17 protein-coding genes are annotated in these 16,306 nt (G+C 72.6%); 12 read left to right on the top strand and 5 right to left on the bottom strand.

Going from position 1 to position 16,306, the window contains the following annotated elements:
* Positions 1-19: 19 nt before the first annotated feature.
* Entirely contained in the window at positions 20-2,089 is a 2,070-nt protein-coding gene (gene tkt, locus LC193_RS04490; protein WP_226071765.1) for a transketolase, read from the bottom strand.
* Between the two features lie 443 nt (positions 2,090-2,532).
* Here tkt and LC193_RS04485 point away from each other — a divergent pair, with 443 nt between their 5' ends.
* Both LC193_RS04485 and LC193_RS04480 read left to right on the top strand, forming a co-directional pair.
* The gene (locus tag LC193_RS04485) at positions 2,533-3,480 is read left to right on the top strand and encodes a heme o synthase (RefSeq protein ID WP_404819347.1); all 948 of its coding nucleotides are present in this window, start codon (positions 2,533-2,535) and stop codon (positions 3,478-3,480) included.
* Positions 3,481-3,554: 74 nt separating this feature from the next.
* Positions 3,555-4,118, top strand: coding sequence for a hypothetical protein (locus tag LC193_RS04480; protein WP_226071763.1), 564 nt, complete (start codon positions 3,555-3,557; stop codon positions 4,116-4,118).
* A gap of 69 nt (positions 4,119-4,187) precedes the next feature.
* On the opposite strand, the gene LC193_RS04475 is transcribed toward LC193_RS04480, so the two are convergent.
* From LC193_RS04475 to LC193_RS04465, 3 genes are all read right to left on the bottom strand, one after another.
* The gene (locus LC193_RS04475; protein WP_226071761.1) at positions 4,188-5,204 is read right to left on the bottom strand and encodes a COX15/CtaA family protein; all 1,017 of its coding nucleotides are present in this window, start codon (positions 5,202-5,204) and stop codon (positions 4,188-4,190) included.
* A gap of 132 nt (positions 5,205-5,336) precedes the next feature.
* On the bottom strand, positions 5,337-6,053 hold the full coding sequence (locus LC193_RS04470) for an ABC transporter permease (protein ID WP_404819516.1): 717 nt from the start codon (positions 6,051-6,053) through the stop codon (positions 5,337-5,339).
* Positions 6,054-6,118: 65 nt separating this feature from the next.
* Positions 6,119-7,054 (bottom strand): ABC transporter ATP-binding protein, encoded by a 936-nt coding sequence (locus tag LC193_RS04465; RefSeq protein ID WP_226071757.1) that lies wholly within the window; start codon positions 7,052-7,054, stop codon positions 6,119-6,121.
* A gap of 194 nt (positions 7,055-7,248) precedes the next feature.
* Between LC193_RS04465 and LC193_RS04460 the strand changes: the two genes are divergently transcribed.
* From LC193_RS04460 to LC193_RS04425, 8 genes are all read left to right on the top strand, one after another.
* The gene (locus LC193_RS04460) at positions 7,249-8,022 is read left to right on the top strand and encodes a helix-turn-helix transcriptional regulator (RefSeq protein WP_086161209.1); all 774 of its coding nucleotides are present in this window, start codon (positions 7,249-7,251) and stop codon (positions 8,020-8,022) included.
* Positions 8,019-9,440, top strand: a complete 1,422-nt coding sequence (sufB, locus tag LC193_RS04455) for a Fe-S cluster assembly protein SufB (protein ID WP_086161210.1) — start codon at positions 8,019-8,021, stop codon at positions 9,438-9,440. The genes LC193_RS04460 and sufB overlap by 4 nt, the downstream gene beginning before the upstream one ends.
* Before the next feature lie 122 nt (positions 9,441-9,562).
* Complete coding sequence (gene sufD / locus LC193_RS04450; protein WP_226071756.1) at positions 9,563-10,744, top strand: Fe-S cluster assembly protein SufD; 1,182 nt, start codon at positions 9,563-9,565, stop codon at positions 10,742-10,744.
* The gene (locus LC193_RS04445; protein WP_226071755.1) at positions 10,741-11,082 is read left to right on the top strand and encodes a non-heme iron oxygenase ferredoxin subunit; all 342 of its coding nucleotides are present in this window, start codon (positions 10,741-10,743) and stop codon (positions 11,080-11,082) included. Before sufD ends, LC193_RS04445 begins: the two co-directional genes overlap by 4 nt.
* A 9-nt stretch (positions 11,083-11,091) precedes the next feature.
* On the top strand, positions 11,092-11,853 hold the full coding sequence (sufC, locus tag LC193_RS04440) for a Fe-S cluster assembly ATPase SufC (RefSeq protein ID WP_086161213.1): 762 nt from the start codon (positions 11,092-11,094) through the stop codon (positions 11,851-11,853).
* On the top strand, positions 11,850-13,121 hold the full coding sequence (locus LC193_RS04435; RefSeq protein WP_226071753.1) for a cysteine desulfurase: 1,272 nt from the start codon (positions 11,850-11,852) through the stop codon (positions 13,119-13,121). Before sufC ends, LC193_RS04435 begins: the two co-directional genes overlap by 4 nt.
* Before the next feature lie 15 nt (positions 13,122-13,136).
* Entirely contained in the window at positions 13,137-13,601 is a 465-nt protein-coding gene (gene sufU / locus LC193_RS04430; RefSeq protein ID WP_086161215.1) for a Fe-S cluster assembly sulfur transfer protein SufU, read from the top strand.
* A complete protein-coding gene (locus LC193_RS04425) occupies positions 13,598-13,927 on the top strand; it encodes a metal-sulfur cluster assembly factor (RefSeq protein ID WP_086161216.1) in 330 nt (109 codons plus the stop codon). The genes sufU and LC193_RS04425 overlap by 4 nt, the downstream gene beginning before the upstream one ends.
* Positions 13,928-13,991: 64 nt before the next feature.
* On the opposite strand, the gene LC193_RS04420 is transcribed toward LC193_RS04425, so the two are convergent.
* The gene (locus LC193_RS04420; RefSeq protein WP_226071751.1) at positions 13,992-14,228 is read right to left on the bottom strand and encodes a hypothetical protein; all 237 of its coding nucleotides are present in this window, start codon (positions 14,226-14,228) and stop codon (positions 13,992-13,994) included.
* Positions 14,229-14,447: 219 nt separating this feature from the next.
* On the opposite strand from LC193_RS04420, the gene dapD reads away from it, so the two are divergent.
* Both dapD and LC193_RS04410 read left to right on the top strand, forming a co-directional pair.
* Positions 14,448-15,440 carry a 2,3,4,5-tetrahydropyridine-2,6-dicarboxylate N-succinyltransferase gene (gene dapD, locus LC193_RS04415; protein ID WP_226071749.1) on the top strand — a complete coding sequence of 331 codons (993 nt, stop codon included), beginning with the start codon at positions 14,448-14,450 and terminating at the stop codon, positions 15,438-15,440.
* A gap of 95 nt (positions 15,441-15,535) precedes the next feature.
* The gene (locus tag LC193_RS04410; protein ID WP_226071748.1) at positions 15,536-16,291 is read left to right on the top strand and encodes an EI24 domain-containing protein; all 756 of its coding nucleotides are present in this window, start codon (positions 15,536-15,538) and stop codon (positions 16,289-16,291) included.
* The last annotated feature ends 15 nt before the right edge of the window (positions 16,292-16,306 follow it).

The raw sequence follows: 16,306 nt of genomic DNA, 5'->3' as shown, positions 1-16,306 counted from the left end.
GCTGTCTCGTGTACCGGTGTCAGCGCCCGGCGGCCGTCAGAGATTCCCGCGCCGCCTGGGCGACCGCCTCGGGCGTGATGCCGAACTCGCGGTACAGCGTCTTGTAGTCGGCGGAGGCGCCGAAGTGTTCGAGCGACACGATGCGTCCGGCCGTTCCGACGTAGGCGTGCCACGTCAGCCCGACGCCCGCCTCGACGGCCACCCGCGCCTTCACGTCCGGCAGCAGCACGTGGTCCCGGTACGCCTGGTCCTGCTCCTCGAACCACTCCACGCACGGCATCGAGACCACGCGGGTGGGCACGCCCTCGGCCTGGAGCTCCTCGCGGGCCCGCAGCGCGAGGTGCAGCTCGGAGCCGGTGGCGAGCAGGATCGCGCGCGGCGCGCCGCCCTCGGCCTCGGTGTGCACGTAACCGCCCTTGGCCGCTTCCTCGTTGGCGGCGTACGTCGGCACGTTCTGCCGCGTGAGGGCGAGCCCGTGCGGGGCGTTGTCGCGCCGGAGGATCTCGCGCCACGCGATGACGGTCTCGTTCGCGTCGGCGGGCCGCACGATGTTCAGGCCGGGGATGGCCCGCAGCGCCGCGAGGTGCTCGACGGGCTGGTGGGTGGGGCCGTCCTCGCCGAGGCCGATGGAGTCGTGCGTCCACACGTAGGTGACCGGCAGCTTCATCAGCGCGGCCAGGCGCACGGCCGGGCGCATGTAGTCGGAGAAGACGAGGAACGTGCCGCCGTAGACGCGGGTGTTGCCGTGCAGCGCGATGCCGTTCATGGCCGAGCCCATGGCGTGCTCGCGGATGCCGAAGTGCACGGTCCTGCCGTACGGGTCGGCCTCGGCCAGCGGGTTGCCCGCGGGCAGGAACGACGAGGAGGCGTCGATGGTGGTGTTGTTGGAGCCGGCGAGGTCGGCCGAGCCGCCCCACAGCTCGGGGATCACCGCGCCGAGCTTCTTGAGCACGGTGCCGGACGCCTTGCGGGTGGCCACGTCGGTGCCGGGGTCGAAGACCGGCAGCGCCTTCTCCCAGCCCTCGGGCAGCTGCCCGGCGCGGATGCGGTCGAACTCCGCCGCGCGCTCCGGGTTCGCCTGCCGCCAGGCGGCGAGGCGCTTGTCCCATTCGGCGCGCGCGGTCTGCCCGCGCTCGACGGCGCTCCTGGCGTGCGCGAGCACCGCGTCCTCGACCTGGAACTGCTGCTCCGGGTCGAAGCCGAGCACCCGCTTGGTGGCGGCGACCTCGTCGGCGCCGAGCGCGGAGCCGTGCGCGGCCTCGGTGTTCTGGGCGTTCGGCGCGGGCCAGGCGATGACGGAACGCGCCGCGATGATCGAGGGCCGGTCCGTCTCGTCCCGCGCGGCGGTGAACGCGGCGTGCAGGGCGCGCGGGTCGAGGTCCCCGTTGTCCTTGGGGGCCACGCGCTGGACGTGCCAGCCGTACGCCTCGAAACGGGCGAGGACGTCCTCGGAGAAGGCCGTCTGGGTGTCGCCCTCGATCGAGATGTGGTTGTCGTCGTACAGCAGGACCAGGTTGCCCAGCTTCTGGTGCCCGGCCAGGGAGGCGGCCTCGGCGGCCACGCCCTCCTGGAGGCAGCCGTCGCCGGCGAACACCCAGATGGTGTGGTCGAACGGCGAGGTGCCCGGCTCCGCGTCCGGGTCGAAGATGCCGCGCTCGTAGCGGGCGGCCATCGCCATGCCCACCGCGTTGCCGATGCCCTGGCCCAGCGGTCCCGTCGTCGTCTCGACGCCGGCCGTGTGGCCGAACTCGGGGTGGCCGGGCGTGCGCGAGCCCCACGTGCGGAACGACTTCAGGTCGTCGAGCTCCAGGCCGTAGCCGGCCAGGTAGAGCTGCACGTAGAGCGTGAGGCTGGTGTGACCCACGGACAGCACGAAGCGGTCGCGCCCCGTCCAGGCGGGGTCGGACGGGTCGTGCCGCATCAGCTTCTGGAACACCAGGTAGGCGGCGGGCGCCAGGCTCATGGCCGTGCCGGGGTGGCCGTTACCGACCTTCTGCACGGCGTCGGCGGCCAGGAGCCGGGCGGTGTCCACGGCCCGGTCGTCCAGATCCGTCCATTCGAGGTCTGAGGTCGTCGGCTTGCTGCTCACCCTGCGTCAGGGCTCCTCTCCGCATAAGGCAGGCCGGTGATGGGGCCTCTCCGCCGGGTGGCGGATACGGCTCACGGGCGCTGTCGAGCCTACCTCCGGCGGGCCGGCCGACCCGGGGGGACGGGCTCCGATGTCAGGTCGCAGTCGGGTCGCGTCCAGGTCGTGGTGAGGGCGTGGTCAGGTCGTGGTCAGGGTGGGGCCAGGGCGGGGAACGGCGTGCGGGCGGCTCCCGGCGCCGTGCCGCTGCGTCGCGCCCTCCGGGCGCGTTCCCCGGTGTGAGCGCCGACACGGGCGCCCCCGCAGCGGTACCCCGCCGCCAAGGTGGGCAAGCCGGGCGTCTAGAGTGACGACGTACGCGCGAGTTCCGACCGCCGCCGGTCCGCCCGGGGCCGGGACCCGCCCTTTCGCCCGCAGCGCCAATCGCTGATGTCGCATGATCAGGGGTGTCCGTGACGGCCGTCGATTCCCGTCCCGTGGCCGGGCCGGTTCCGGATTCCGCCCAGTGGACGGCGGGAGACCGGGTCAAGGCGTTCATCGCGCTGACGAAGCCCCGCATCATCGAACTGCTGCTCATCACGACCGTTCCGGTGATGTTCCTCGCCGAGCAGGGCGTGCCCGACCTGTGGCTGGTCTTCGCCACCTGCCTCGGCGGCTACCTCTCGGCGGGCGGCGCGAACGCGCTGAACATGTACATCGACCGCGACATCGACGCGCTCATGGAGCGCACCCGCAACCGGCCGCTGGTGACCGGAGTCGTGCGGCCGGGGGAGTGCCTGGCGTTCGGCATCCTGCTCGCCGTGGTCTCGACGCTGTGGTTCGGGCTGACGGTGAACTGGCTGTCGGCCGGCCTCGCGCTGGGCGCACTGCTGTTCTACGTGCTCGGGTACACGATGCTGCTCAAGCGCCGCACCGCGCAGAACATCGTGTGGGGCGGCATCGCCGGATGCCTGCCGGTGCTCATCGGCTGGTCCTCGGTCACGAACTCGCTCTCGTGGGCGGCCGTGATCCTCTTCCTCGTCATCTTCTTCTGGACGCCGCCGCACTACTGGCCGCTGTCGATGCGGGTCAAGGAGGACTACGCCCGGGTGGGCGTCCCCATGCTCCCGGTGATCGCGGCCAACACGGTCGTCGCACGGCAGATCGTCGTCTACAGCTGGGTGATGGTCCTCGTCTCGATGGCCCTGTGGCCGCTCGGCTACACCGGCTGGTTCTACCCGGTGGTCGCGGGCCTGGCCGGCGGGTGGTGGCTGTGGGAGGCGCACAGCCTGCTGGCGCGGGCGCGCGCCGGGCAGCGGGGCGCGAAGCTGAAGGAGATGCGCCTCTTCCACTGGTCCATCACCTATGTGTCGGTGGTGTTCCTCGCGGTGGCGATCGACCCGTTCCTGCGCTGACCGGTGCGGCCCCCGGGCCGCTCCGCTCGCCGCGGCCTCGGGCCAAAGAGGCTACCGGCCAGTAGGATGCGGACATGGCTGACGCTGAATCCGCGAAATCCCCCGCCGCCGCACCGGAGGCCACCGGCCCCGCAGGGAGCCGTGAGGCCGGCCGGGACGAACGCCGCGTGGCCCGGCTGACCAAGCGCATCCGATCCTTCGCCGCCGCGCACGGCGGCGGCGCCGAGGGCCACGTCGCCCACCTCGGTCTCCGCGGGCACCGGCTGGTGCTCGTGGCCGCCGACGGCGCCTTCGGCGACCTGGTCGACCGGGACCGCGCGGCGCTGGCCGCCGCGGCGGCCCGGGCGGGCGTTCCGCTCAGGGACGCGCTGGACGGGGAGATGGCCGCGCGGCTGCGGACCGGCCGCTACGAGTGGGAGCGGATGGCGGGCAGCCAGCTCGGCGGCCCCGGCGAGGCGACGGCCGGCGCGGCGCCCGCCGCGGCCGTTCCCGACGCGACGGAACGCGCGGGGCGGGACGGCGCCGGTGACGCGGACGGCTCCGGCGGCTCTCATGGTGCGGACGGGGCGTCCGGCGGTTCCGAGGGGTCGGGCGGCGCGGGCGCGGACGGCGGTGGTGGTGGCGGCGGTGGCGAGTGAGGAGACGGCCTGACGCCCGCCCGGAGCCCTCGGGTCAGGAGGGGCCCAGGGCGGGCGTCAGGGCCGGTGTCAGGAGGCCGGGGCGGGCTCGGGCTCGGTGCGCCGCTCGGCCGCCCGCGACCGCGCCGGGTCCCGCGGCGACGGCGTGTCCGCCGGGGCGGGCGCGGGACCGCGGTCGCGCGTGGCGAGCAGCAGCCTGAGGGTGAAGATCCACACCAGCGCGGAGCCGAACAGGTGCACGCCGACGAGCAGTTCGGGCTCGTCGAGGGCGTACTGCGTGTAGCCGATGACGCCCTGCGCCATCAGGACGGCGAACAGGTCCCTGGCCCTCGCCCGCACCGCGTGCGGCGCGTCCGCGCGGCGCAGCGCGAACCAGATCGCCGCCGTGGCCAGCACGACCGCCCAGGCGAGCGCCGAGTGGACGCGGGTGATGGTCTCCCAGTCGAACGGCATGCGCTCGATGTCGCTGCTGTCCCCCGCGTGCTTGCCGCTGCCCGTGACCCCCGTGCCGACGACGATCAGCGCCGCGGTGAGCGCGGTGAGCCCGAGGACGGCCCGCCGCAGCCGCACCCCGACCAGCGGGCGGGGCGCCTCGTCGCCCTCGCGCGTGCGCTGCCAGGTGACGGTGGCGGCCGTGATCAGCGCCGTGGCCGCCAGGAAGTGCGCGGCGACGATGAACGGGTTCAGCTCGGTCAGCACGGTGATGCCGCCGAGGATGCCGTTGCCCGCGACGACCCAGAACTGCGCCCAGCCGAGCCGGGTCAGTCCGCGGCGCCGCGGCTTGGCCGAGCGCGCGGCGACGATGGTCCAGCCCACGGCGGCGCTCACCACGTACGTGAGCATGCGGTTGCCGAACTCGATCAGCCCGTGCCAGCCCATCTCGGTGGTCGCGACCAGGCTGTCGTCGCTGCACTTGGGCCAGGTCTCGCAGCCGAGCCCCGAGCCGGTGAGCCGGACCGCGCCGCCGGTGACGACGATGCACACGCTCATGACGAGGGCGGTCAGGGCCGCACGGCGCACGGTGCGCGGGTGCGGCGTCCAGCGGCCGGCGATGAAGGCGAGGGGGTTTCGCACTGCTTTCAGCACACTCTCATGCTAGGCCCCCGCTTGTGCGCGCTTTCACGAGGGGGGCCGACCGTCCGCGCCGCAAGCGCGTCCCAGCAGGTCGGGGGCTTGGCGGGGGCGCAGGGCCGGCCGGGCGCGCGCGGCCCGCGGGGGTCACTCCCAGCGGAAGAAGCGGGCCGCGGCGCCGAGGCCGAGCACGGCCCAGCAGGCGAGGACCGCCGCGTCCCCCCACGGCATTCCCGCGCCCTCGCGCAGCACCGACCGCAGGCCGTCCGACAGGGCGCCGACGGGCAGCAGCCCGAACACGTCGCGCAGCGCGCCGGGGAAGTCGTCCAGCGGGATGATCACGCCGCCGAAGAACAGCAGCAGCACGAACACGAGGTTCGCCGCGGCGAGCGTCACCTCGGCGCGCAGCGTGCCCGCCATGAGCAGGCCGAGACCGGAGAACGCGGCGGCGCCGAGCAGCATCAGCAGGGCCGCCGCCGCCGGGTTGCCCCGCGGGTCCCAGCCGAGGGCGAGGGCGACGCAGGTGAGCAGCACGGTCTGGAGCGCGAGGGTCACCAGGACCGCGCACGTCTTGCCGCACATCAGCCCCCAGCGCGGCAGCGGCGAGGCGCCCAGGCGCTTGAGTACCCCGTACCTGCGTTCGTAGCCGGTGGCGATGGCCTGGCCGGTGAACGCGGTGGACAGCGCCGCGAGCGCGAGGATGCCGGGAGCGAGGAAGTCCACGCGTTCGCCCTCGCCGACGTCCACGACGTCCACGCTGCTGAAGAGCACGAGCAGCAGCGTCGGGATGACCACCGTGAGCAGCAGCTGCTCGCCGTGGCGCAGCAGCATCCTGGTCTCCAGGGCGGCCTGCGCGGCGATCATGCGGGGCAGCGGCGCGCCGCCCGGACGCGGGGTGTGGCGGCCGGTGCCCCGGTCGGTCTCGGCGCTCACGGCCGCAGCTCCTTGCCGGTCAGTTCGAGGAAGACGTCCTCAAGGGTGTGCCGCCTGGTGGTGATCCGGTCGGCGAGCACGCCGTGCTGGGCGCACCAGGCGGTGACGGTGGCGAGCAGGCGCGGGCCGACGTCGCCGGTGATGCGGTAGTTGCCAGGACTCGGCTCGGTGGCCTCGCTGCCCACCGGCAGCGCCTGGCGCAGCGAGACCAGGTCGAGGCCGGGCCTGCCGGTGAAGCGGAGCACGTCCGAGGCACCGCCGCGGCTCAGCTCGGCCGGGCCGCCGTGCGCGATGACGCGCCCGGCGTCGACGATGGCGACCTCGTCGGCCAGCTCCTCCGCCTCCTCCATGTGGTGCGTGGTGAGCAGCACGGTCACCCCGTCGTCGCGCAGCTCCCTGATCAGCGCCCACGTGGCGTGCCTGGCCTGCGGGTCGAGTCCCGCGGTCGGCTCGTCGAGGAAGACCAGCTCGGGGCGGCCCACGAGGGCGAGCGCCAGCGCGAGCCGCTGCCGCTGCCCGCCCGAGAGCCGCCGGTAGGTGGTGCGCCCGAAGCTGTCGAGGCCGAGCCGGCCGGCCAGTTCGCCGACGTCGAGCGGGTGCGCGTGCAGCCGCGCCACGTGGCGCAGCATCTCCATCGCGCGCACGCCCGGGTAGACCCCGTCGCGCTGGAGCATCACGCCGATGCGCGGGCGCAGCGCGGCGGCCTGCGCCACGGGGTCGAGCCCGAGCACGCGCAGCCGGCCGGCGTCGGGGACGCGGTAGCCCTCGCAGGACTCGACGGCCGTCGTCTTGCCGGCCCCGTTCGGCCCGAGCACGGCCGTCACGGTCCCGCGGCGCACGGTCAGGTCGAGACCGTCGAGCGCGGTCGTGCGGCCGTACCGTTTGACCAGGCCGACTGCTTCGACGGCCGGTCCGGCCCCTGGGGTGTGCATGCAGGGGAGTCTAGAAAGGCCGCGGCCCCGGTCCGCAGGCCGCCCCCGGGAGCCCGGGCGCGCGCGGCCGGCGCGCGCCCGGGGAAGTAAGGTTCGCCTTACGTGATGCACTGCATTCGGCCAGGTCAGGACCGAGCTTGCTCGCGCCGCTCGAATTACGCAACAATGGCGTTGTGAAAAAGCGGAGCCAGCGCATGGAGGTGCCGGGGGCCACCGAGGCCGTCGGCGGACCCGCGCTGCCCGCCGCGCCCGAGGAGCAGTCGGGGACGCGGCGTCGCGTCGCGCGTTCCATTCTGGACCACGGCCCGTCCACGGCGGCCGACCTGGCCGGCCGGCTCGGGCTCACCCAGGCGGCCGTGCGCCGCCACCTGGACGCACTCGTCGCCGACGGACTGGTCGAGCCCCGCGAGAAGCGGGTGCACGGTTCGCGCGGCAGGGGCCGCCCCGCCAAGGTCTTCGCGGTCACCGACTCCGGCCGTGAGGCGTTCGGCCACGCCTACGACGAGCTGGCCGTCGAGGCGCTGCGCTGGATCGAGCGCGCCGCCGGCGACCAGGGGGCGGCGGCCGTCATGGCGTTCGCCCGGGCCAGGGCCGAGGCGCAGGCCGAGCAGTACCGCCCGTTCCTGGAGCGGGCGGCGCCCGAGGACCGGGCCCGCGCCCTGGCCGAGGCCCTGTCCCACCACGGCTACGCCGCCGTGGCGCGCGGGGTCCCCGCGCCCGCGGGGGAGCAGCTGTGCCAGCATCACTGCCCGGTGGCGCACGCCGCCGCCCGCTATCCGCAGCTGTGCGAGGCGGAGACCGAGGTCTTCTCCCGCCTGCTGGGCACCCATGTGCAGCGCCTGGCCACCATCGCCCATGGTGACGGTGTCTGCACGACCTTCGTTCCCCGCTCCGAGCAGGCGGCCGGGGCCGCGGAGGGCACCGAGACCACCGCACCACCACGCATCGCCGGGAGGAACCCCGCATGACGCTCCCCACGGAGACGGCACACCCCGAACTCGAGGGTCTGGGCAAGTACGAGTACGGCTGGGCCGACTCCGACACGGCCGGTGCCGCCGCCAGGCGCGGCCTGTCGGAGGACGTCGTCCGCGACATCTCGGCCAAGAAGTCCGAGCCGGACTGGATGCTCAAGCTGCGCCTGAAGGGCCTGAAGCTGTTCGGCAAGAAGCCCATGCCGAACTGGGGCTCCGACCTCAGCGGCATCGACTTCGACAACATCAAGTACTTCGTGCGCTCCACCGAGAAGCAGGCCCAGAGCTGGGAGGACCTGCCGGAGGACATCAGGAACACCTACGACCGGCTCGGCATCCCCGAGGCGGAGAAGCAGCGCCTCGTCGCCGGCGTCGCCGCGCAGTACGAGTCGGAGGTCGTCTACCACCAGATCCGCGAGGACCTGGAGCGGCAGGGCGTGCTTTTTCTCGACACCGACACGGCGCTGCGGGAGCACCCGGAGCTGTTCCAGGAGCACTTCGGCACCGTGATCCCGGCCGGGGACAACAAGTTCGCCGCGCTGAACACGGCCGTCTGGTCCGGCGGATCGTTCATCTACGTGCCGCCGGGCGTGCACGTGGACATCCCGCTCCAGGCGTACTTCCGTATCAACACGGAGAACATGGGGCAGTTCGAGCGGACGCTGATCATCGTCGACGAGAACGCGTACGTGCACTACGTCGAGGGCTGCACCGCGCCCATCTACAACTCGGACTCGCTGCACTCCGCGGTCGTGGAGATCATCGTCAAGAAGGGCGGCCGCTGCCGCTACACGACCATCCAGAACTGGTCGAACAACGTGTACAACCTGGTGACCAAGCGCGCCGTGGCCTACGAGGGCGCCACCATGGAGTGGGTCGACGGCAACATCGGCTCCAAGGTCACCATGAAGTACCCGGCGGTCTACCTGATGGGCGAGCACGCCAAGGGCGAGACGCTGTCCGTGGCCTTCGCGGGCGAGGGGCAGCACCAGGACGCCGGCGCCAAGATGGTGCACATGGCGCCGCGCACCTCCTCCAACATCGTCTCCAAGTCGGTGGCCCGCGGCGGCGGGCGCACGTCCTACCGCGGCCTCATCGAGATCAACGAGGGCGCCGAGGGCTCGAAGTCCAACGTGCTGTGCGACGCGCTGCTCGTCGACACCATCTCGCGGTCCGACACCTACCCGTACGTGGACGTCCGCGAGGACGACGTGACGATGGGGCACGAGGCGACCGTCTCGAAGGTGAGCGACGACCAGCTGTTCTACCTGATGAGCCGCGGCCTGTCCGAGGACGAGGCGATGGCGATGATCGTGCGCGGCTTCGTCGAGCCGATCGCCAAGGAGCTGCCGATGGAGTACGCCCTTGAGCTGAACCGGCTGATCGAACTCCAGATGGAGGGCGCCGTCGGCTGACCCCGGCGTACCCGCGGCACAGCGGAACCAGACTGAAGCAGACCTGAAGCAGATTCGAAGCAGACCTGGGGCGGACAGAGCCGTTCAGCAGGCCGATCAAGAGAGTGAGCACGACGACACCCATGGCTGAGGCCCAGAGCACCCCGGCCGGTGCCGGCTCGGGAGGAGCGGTCGCGGTGGCCGCGGAGTCCACCGTGGCCACCCGGATGAGCGCGCCGCCGTCCTTCGACGTGGCGGACTTCCCGGTGCCCCACGGGCGCGAGGAGGAGTGGCGCTTCACTCCTCTGGAGCGGCTGCGGGGGCTGCACGACGGCACCGCCACCGCGGACGGATCGATCAAGGCGGAGATCACCGCCCCCGACGGCGTCACCGTCGAGACCGTGGACCGCGACGACCCGCGGATCGGCCGGGCGGGCAAGCCCGCCGACCGGGTCGCCGCGCAGGCGTTCAGCGCCTTCGAGAAGGCCACGGTCGTCACGGTGGCCGCGGAGGCCGTCCCGGCCGAGCCGGTGCGCGTGAGCCTGCACGGCGAGGGCGGCGTGACGTTCGGGCACACCGTCTTCGACGTCGGGCGCTTCGCCGAGGTGGTCCTCGTCCTCGACCACACCGGCGACGCGGTGCGCGCGGCCAACGTGGAGTTCCACGTCGGCGAGGGCGCGAAGGTGACCGTGGTCTCGGTGCAGGACTGGGCGGACACGGCCGTGCACTGCTCGCAGCACAGCGCGCTCGTCGGGCGCGACGCCTCGTTCAAGTCCGTCGTGGTCACCTTCGGCGGTGACGTGGTGCGGCTCCACCCGCGGGTGGACTTCGCGGGCCCGGGCGGCGAGGCCGAGCTGTACGGGCTGTACTTCACGGACGACGGCCAGCACCAGGAGCACCGCCTGCTGGTGGACCACTCCGCCCCCAACTGCCGCAGCAACGTGGCGTACAAGGGCGCGCTCCAGGGCGAGCGGGCGCACGCGGTGTGGATCGGCGACGTGCTGATCCGGGCCGCGGCCACCGGCACCGACACCTACGAGCTGAACCGCAACCTGGTCCTGACCGACGGGGCGCGGGTGGACTCCGTCCCCAATCTGGAGATCGAGACCGGTGAGATCGCCGGCGCGGGCCACGCCTCGGCCACGGGAAGGTTCGAGGACGAACAACTGTTCTATCTGATGGCCCGCGGCATCACGGCCGAGGAGGCCCGCCGCCTGGTCGTGCGCGGCTTCTTCGCCGAGCTGGTGCAGCAGATCGGCGTCCCGGACGTCGAGGAGCGGCTGATCGCGCGGCTCGAAGCCGAGCTGGCGGAGTCCATCGCATGAGTGGCACCGAGGGATTCGTTCCCGTCTGCACGGTGGGCGACCTGGAGGAGGACGTCCCCCGGCGGGTCGAGCTGGGCGGAGTCCCCGTGGCCGTGGTGCGCACCGAGGGTTCGGTGTTCGCCGTCGACGACACCTGCTCGCACGCGAACGTCTCGCTCTCCGAGGGCGAGGTGACCGACTGCCGGATCGAGTGCTGGCTGCACGGCTCCAGCTTCGACCTGCGCACGGGCGAGCCCTCGGGCCTGCCCGCGACCCGCCCCATCCCCGTTTACCCCGTCAAGATCGAAGGAGACGGCCCCGGCGCCGCCGTGCTCGTCTCCGTCACCCAGGAGTCCTGAGGCATCCCCATGGCAACGCTTGAGATCCACGACCTGCACGTTTCCGTCGACGGCGAAGGCGGCCCCAAAGAGATCCTGCGCGGGGTCGACCTGACCGTGAAGCAGGGCGAGACGCACGCCATCATGGGCCCGAACGGCTCCGGCAAGTCCACCCTGGCGTACTCGCTCGCCGGCCACCCCAAGTACACCGTCACCGGCGGCACCGTCACCCTCGACGGCGAGGACGTCCTGGAGATGTCCGTCGACGAGCGCGCCCGCGCCGGCGTCTTCCTCGCGATGCAGTACCCCGTCGAGGTGCCCGGCGTCTCCGTCTCCAACTTCCTGCGCACCTCGGCCACCGCCGTGCGCGGCGAGGCGCCGCGCCTGCGGACCTGGGTCAAGGAGGTCAAGGAGGCCATGGAGCGGCTGGAGATGGACCCCGCGTTCGCCGAGCGCAACGTGAACGAGGGCTTCTCCGGCGGTGAGAAGAAGCGGCACGAGATCCTTCAGCTCGAACTGCTGAAGCCGAAGGTCGCCATCCTGGACGAGACCGACTCGGGGCTCGACATCGACGCGCTGCGCATCGTCTCCGACGGCGTGAACCGGGTCAGGGAGAGCGGCGAGGTCGGCACCCTGCTGATCACGCACTACACGCGCATCCTGCGCTACATCAAGCCCGACCACGTGCACGTCTTCGCGGGCGGCCGGGTCGTGGAGTCCGGTGGCGCGGAGCTGGCCGACAAGCTTGAGGCCGAGGGCTACGAGCAGTACACCAAGGGAGGCGCCTCATGACCGAGGCGATTCCGGCGGCACCGCCGGGGCTGCTGGACACCGAGGCGATCCGCAAGGACTTCCCCCTGCTGGACCGCACCGTGCACGGCGGCAAGCGGCTGGTGTACCTGGACAACGCGGCCAGCTCCCAGAAGCCGCGCCAGGTGCTCGACGCGATGAACGCCTACTACGAGCGCCATCACGCCAACGTGCACCGCGGCGTGCACGTGCTGGCCGAGGAGGCCACGGCCCTCTACGAGGGGGCGCGGGACAAGGTGGCCGCGTTCGTCAACGCGCCGAGCCGTGACGAGGTGGTCTTCACCAAGAACGCCTCCGAGTCGCTCAACCTCGTGGCCAACATGCTGGGCTGGGCCGACGAGCCGTACCGGGTGGACTCCGGCACGGAGATCGTCATCACGGAGATGGAGCACCACTCCAACATCGTGCCGTGGCAGTTCCTCGCGCAGCGCACGGGCGCGAAGCTGAAGTGGTTCGGCCTCACCGACGACGGCAGGCTCGACCTGTCCGACCTCGACCAGGTCATCACGGAACGGACCAAGGTCGTCTCGTTCGTGCTGGTGTCCAACGTGCTCGGCACCGTCAACCCGTACGAGGCGATCATCCGCCGCGCCCAGCAGGTCGGCGCCCTCGTGGTGATCGACGCCTCGCAGGCCGCGCCGCACATGCCGCTCGACGTGCAGGCGCTCCAGGCGGACTTCGTCGCGTTCACGGGCCACAAGATGTGCGGCCCGACCGGCATCGGCGTGCTCTGGGGCCGCCAGGAGCTGCTTGAGGACCTGCCGCCGTTCCTCGGCGGCGGCGAGATGATCGAGACGGTCACGATGAGCGCCTCGACGTACGCGCCCGCGCCGCACAAGTTCGAGGCGGGCACGCCCCCGATCGCGCAGGCGGTCGGCCTCGGCGCGGCCGTCGACTACCTGTCCGGCATCGGCATGGACCGGATCGCCGCGCACGAGCACGCGATCACCCAGTACGCGCTCGAACGGCTCTCGGAGGTGCCCGACCTGAGGATCATCGGCCCGGTGTCGGGGGAGGACCGCGGGGCGACGATCTCGTTCACGCTCGCGGACATCCATCCGCACGACGTGGGCCAGGTGCTCGACGAGCAGGGCATCGCCGTGCGGGTCGGGCACCACTGCGCCCGGCCGGTCTGCCTGCGCTACGGAATTCCCGCGACCACGCGGGCGTCGTTCTATCTGTACTCCACGCCGGCCGAGGTCGACGCCCTCGTCGCGGGCCTGGAGTACGTCCGTGGCTTCTTCCGATGAGGGCGGTTTGACGACGTGCAGCTGGAATCCATGTACCAGGACGTGATCCTGGACCACTACAAGCACCCGCACGGGCGCGGCCTGCGCGAGGGCGACGCCGAGGTGCACCACGTCAACCCGACGTGCGGGGACGAGATCACGCTGCGGGTCCGCTACGAGGGGGAGGTGCTCGCCGACGTCTCCTACGAGGGGCAGGGCTGCTCGATCAGCCAGGCGAGCGCCTCCGTGCTCAACGAACTGCTGGTCGGCAAGGACCTGGCGCACGCCCGGGACATCCAGGAGACCTTCCTGACGCTGATGCAGTCCCGCGGCCAGGTCGTGCCGGACGACGCGATGGAGGAGGTGCTTGAGGACGCGGTCGCGTTCGCGGGCGTCTCGAAGTACCCGGCGCGCGTCAAGTGCGCCCTGCTGAGCTGGATGGCATGGAAGGACGCCACCGCCCAGGCGTTGGGCGAGGGCCCGGTGAAGGAGAAGCTGTGAGCGAGACGACGACCGCGCCGGCGGGCGAGGAAGAGATCCGCGAGGCGATGATGGACGTCGTCGACCCCGAACTCGGGATCGACGTCGTCAACCTCGGGCTGATCTACGGCGTCCACGTCGACGAGGACAACGTGGCGACGGTGGACATGACCCTGACCTCGGCCGCCTGCCCGCTGACCGACGTGATCGAGGACCAGGCGAGGACCGCGACGGAGGGCCTGGTCCGCGAGCTGAAGATCAACTGGGTGTGGATGCCGCCGTGGGGCCCCGACAAGATCACCGACGACGGGCGCGAGCAGTTGCGCGCCCTCGGCTTCAACGTCTGAGCCGCCGCCCGGCGGGCGGGCCGCCCGGCCCGCCCGCGCGGCACGCCGCGGCCCGGGACGGCGTTCAGGCGTGGTCGACGAGCTGCGCGTGGCCCTGGGCGCGGGCGCAGTGCGCGCAGCAGTAGAAGTGCCCGTCCTCCGTCTCCAGGCCGTGGCCCAGGATGCGGCACTGGCAGTTCTCGCAGACCGGCGCCATGCGCTGGGCCGCGCACTCCAGGCTGTCGAAGACGTGCACCTCGCCCGCGGCGCGCACCTCGAACGCCATCCGGTAGTCGTTGCCGCAGACCTCGCATTCGGCCATGTATGTCTCCTTCGGTGAGAACGGTGAAAACCGTATGAGCTGAACGGTGCCGTGCGCCGCAAGGATCGCCGCCGCCCGCTCCCGGCAGAAGCCGACGCGCAGGCGCGGTCACTCCTCCGGCGCTCCGGCCGCCCGGACGCGTGGCTCCTGAGGAGTCTGGGCGACCGCTTCCCGGGACCGGTTCGCCGCCGCGGCCACCCACCGGTTAGCGTCGGACCCATGACCGACACCACCGCCGCCACGACCACCAGCGGCGCCATCGCCGCCGGGCTCGCCACGATCACCACGGAAGGCGCCGTTCTCGACACCTGGTACCCCGCCCCCCGACTCGACGAGGCGCCCGGCCCGGCCGGCACCGAGCGACTGAGCCCGGAACAGGCCGCCGAACTGCTCGGCGAGCACGCCGCCGGCGCCGTCGGCCCCGACCCGGCGCGCGGCGTCGAGGTCGTGGCGGTGCGCACGGTCATCTCAGGACTCGCGGAGAAGCCGCTCGACGCCCACGACGTCTACCTGCGCCTGCACCTCCTCAGCCACCGCCTGGTCCGCCCGCACGGCCTCAGCCTCGAAGGCATCTTCGGCCTGCTCGCGAACGTCGCCTGGACCAGCGCGGGCCCGGTGCCCGTGGACCGCGTCGAGCAGGCCAGGCTCGCCGTGCGCGCCGCGGGCGGGCACCTCGCGGTCACCAGCGTCGACAAGTTCCCCCGCATGACCGACTACGTCACGCCGTCCGGCGTCCGCATCGGTGACGCCGACCGGGTCCGCCTCGGCGCCCACCTGGCCACCGGTACGACCGTCATGCACGAGGGCTTCGTCAACTTCAACGCCGGCACGCTCGGCGTCTCGATGGTCGAGGGCCGCATCAGCGCGGGCGTCGTGGTGGGCGACGGCTCGGACATCGGCGGCGGCGCGTCCATCATGGGCACCCTCTCCGGCGGCGGCAAGGAGGTCGTCTCGATCGGTGAGCGCTGCCTGCTCGGCGCCCAGGCCGGCATCGGCATCTCGCTCGGCGACGACTGCGTCGTGGAGGCCGGGCTGTACGTCACCGCGGGCACCCGCGTCACCCTCCCCGACGGGTCCGTGGTCAAGGCCCGCGAGCTGTCCGGCGCGCACAACCTCCTCTTCCGCCGCAACTCCACCACGGGCGCCGTCGAGGCGTTGCAGCGCACCGGGGCCTGGGGCGGCCTGAACGCGGCGCTCCACCAGCACAACTGACCGTCCGCGCCCGGGCGTCCGCGGCGGCGGGCGCCCCCGTCCCGCCGGGCGTACGCGGTGCGGGACGGGGGAGCGGGCCGGATAATCTTGCCGCCGTGAGAGATTTCGCGGCGGGGATACGGTACGTGGTGCGGGGCCAGGCGTGGGTGTTCACGCACCGGCGGTGGCTGGCGTGGGGCCTGCTCCCGGCCCTCATCACCCTGGTGCTCTACGCCGCGGCGCTGGTCGTCCTCGCCCTGTACGCGGGCGACGCCGCGGCCTGGGCCACCCCGTTCGCCGACGACTGGGACGACACCTGGCAGGCGGTGCTGCGCACCACGTTCGCCTTCCTGATGTTCGCCTTCGGGCTGCTGCTCGCCGTCATCACCTTCACGGCCGTGACCCTGCTGATCGGCGACCCGTTCTACGAGTCCCTGTCCGAGCAGGTCGAGCGCGACGAGGGCCACCTCCCGGCCGGTCCCGACCGGCCGCTCGTGGTCGAGCTGTGGATCTCGCTGCGCGACAGCGTGCGGGTGCTGCTCCGGGTCCTGATGTTCACGCTGCCGCTGTTCGTGCTCGGCTTCGTCCCCGTGCTCGGGCAGACGGTCGTGCCCGCGCTCGGCTTCTCCGTCTCCGGCTTCTTCCTGACCGTGGAACTGGTCTCCCTCGGCATGGAACGGCGCGGCATCCCCCTGGAGCACCGGCTGCGGCTGCTGCGCGCGCGGCTCGGGCTCGCGCTCGGCTTCGGCGTGCCGCTGGTGCTCGCGTTCCTGGTGCCGCTGGCCGCCGTGGTGCTCATGCCGGGCGCCGTGGCCGGAGCCACGCTGCTGACGCGCGACCTCGCCGCGGCGGCGCCGCCCCGGCCGGAGTGAGGCCGGGCGCGCGCG

It is taken from the genome of Streptomyces marincola (assembly GCF_020410765.1).
Lineage (GTDB): Bacteria > Actinomycetota > Actinomycetes > Streptomycetales > Streptomycetaceae > Streptomyces > Streptomyces marincola.
Note: the sequence above shows the minus strand (reverse complement) of the source record. Positions and strands in the feature narration are given on the sequence as shown.

What these genes read in the sequence shown, in the direction of transcription:
- LC193_RS04480 (WP_226071763.1), top strand. Translation starts at nt 3,555, where the DNA reads ATGGCTGACGCTGAATCCGCGAAATCCCCCGCCGCCGCACCGGAGGCC.
- LC193_RS04470 (WP_404819516.1), bottom strand. Translation starts at nt 6,053, where the DNA reads ATGATCGCCGCGCAGGCCGCCCTGGAGACCAGGATGCTGCTGCGCCAC.
- LC193_RS04465 (WP_226071757.1), bottom strand. Translation starts at nt 7,054, where the DNA reads ATGCACACCCCAGGGGCCGGACCGGCCGTCGAAGCAGTCGGCCTGGTC.
- LC193_RS04460 (WP_086161209.1), top strand. Translation starts at nt 7,249, where the DNA reads ATGGAGGTGCCGGGGGCCACCGAGGCCGTCGGCGGACCCGCGCTGCCC.
- sufB (WP_086161210.1), top strand. Translation starts at nt 8,019, where the DNA reads ATGACGCTCCCCACGGAGACGGCACACCCCGAACTCGAGGGTCTGGGC.
- sufD (WP_226071756.1), top strand. Translation starts at nt 9,563, where the DNA reads ATGGCTGAGGCCCAGAGCACCCCGGCCGGTGCCGGCTCGGGAGGAGCG.
- LC193_RS04445 (WP_226071755.1), top strand. Translation starts at nt 10,741, where the DNA reads ATGAGTGGCACCGAGGGATTCGTTCCCGTCTGCACGGTGGGCGACCTG.
- sufC (WP_086161213.1), top strand. Translation starts at nt 11,092, where the DNA reads ATGGCAACGCTTGAGATCCACGACCTGCACGTTTCCGTCGACGGCGAA.
- LC193_RS04435 (WP_226071753.1), top strand. Translation starts at nt 11,850, where the DNA reads ATGACCGAGGCGATTCCGGCGGCACCGCCGGGGCTGCTGGACACCGAG.
- LC193_RS04420 (WP_226071751.1), bottom strand. Translation starts at nt 14,228, where the DNA reads ATGGCCGAATGCGAGGTCTGCGGCAACGACTACCGGATGGCGTTCGAG.
- dapD (WP_226071749.1), top strand. Translation starts at nt 14,448, where the DNA reads ATGACCGACACCACCGCCGCCACGACCACCAGCGGCGCCATCGCCGCC.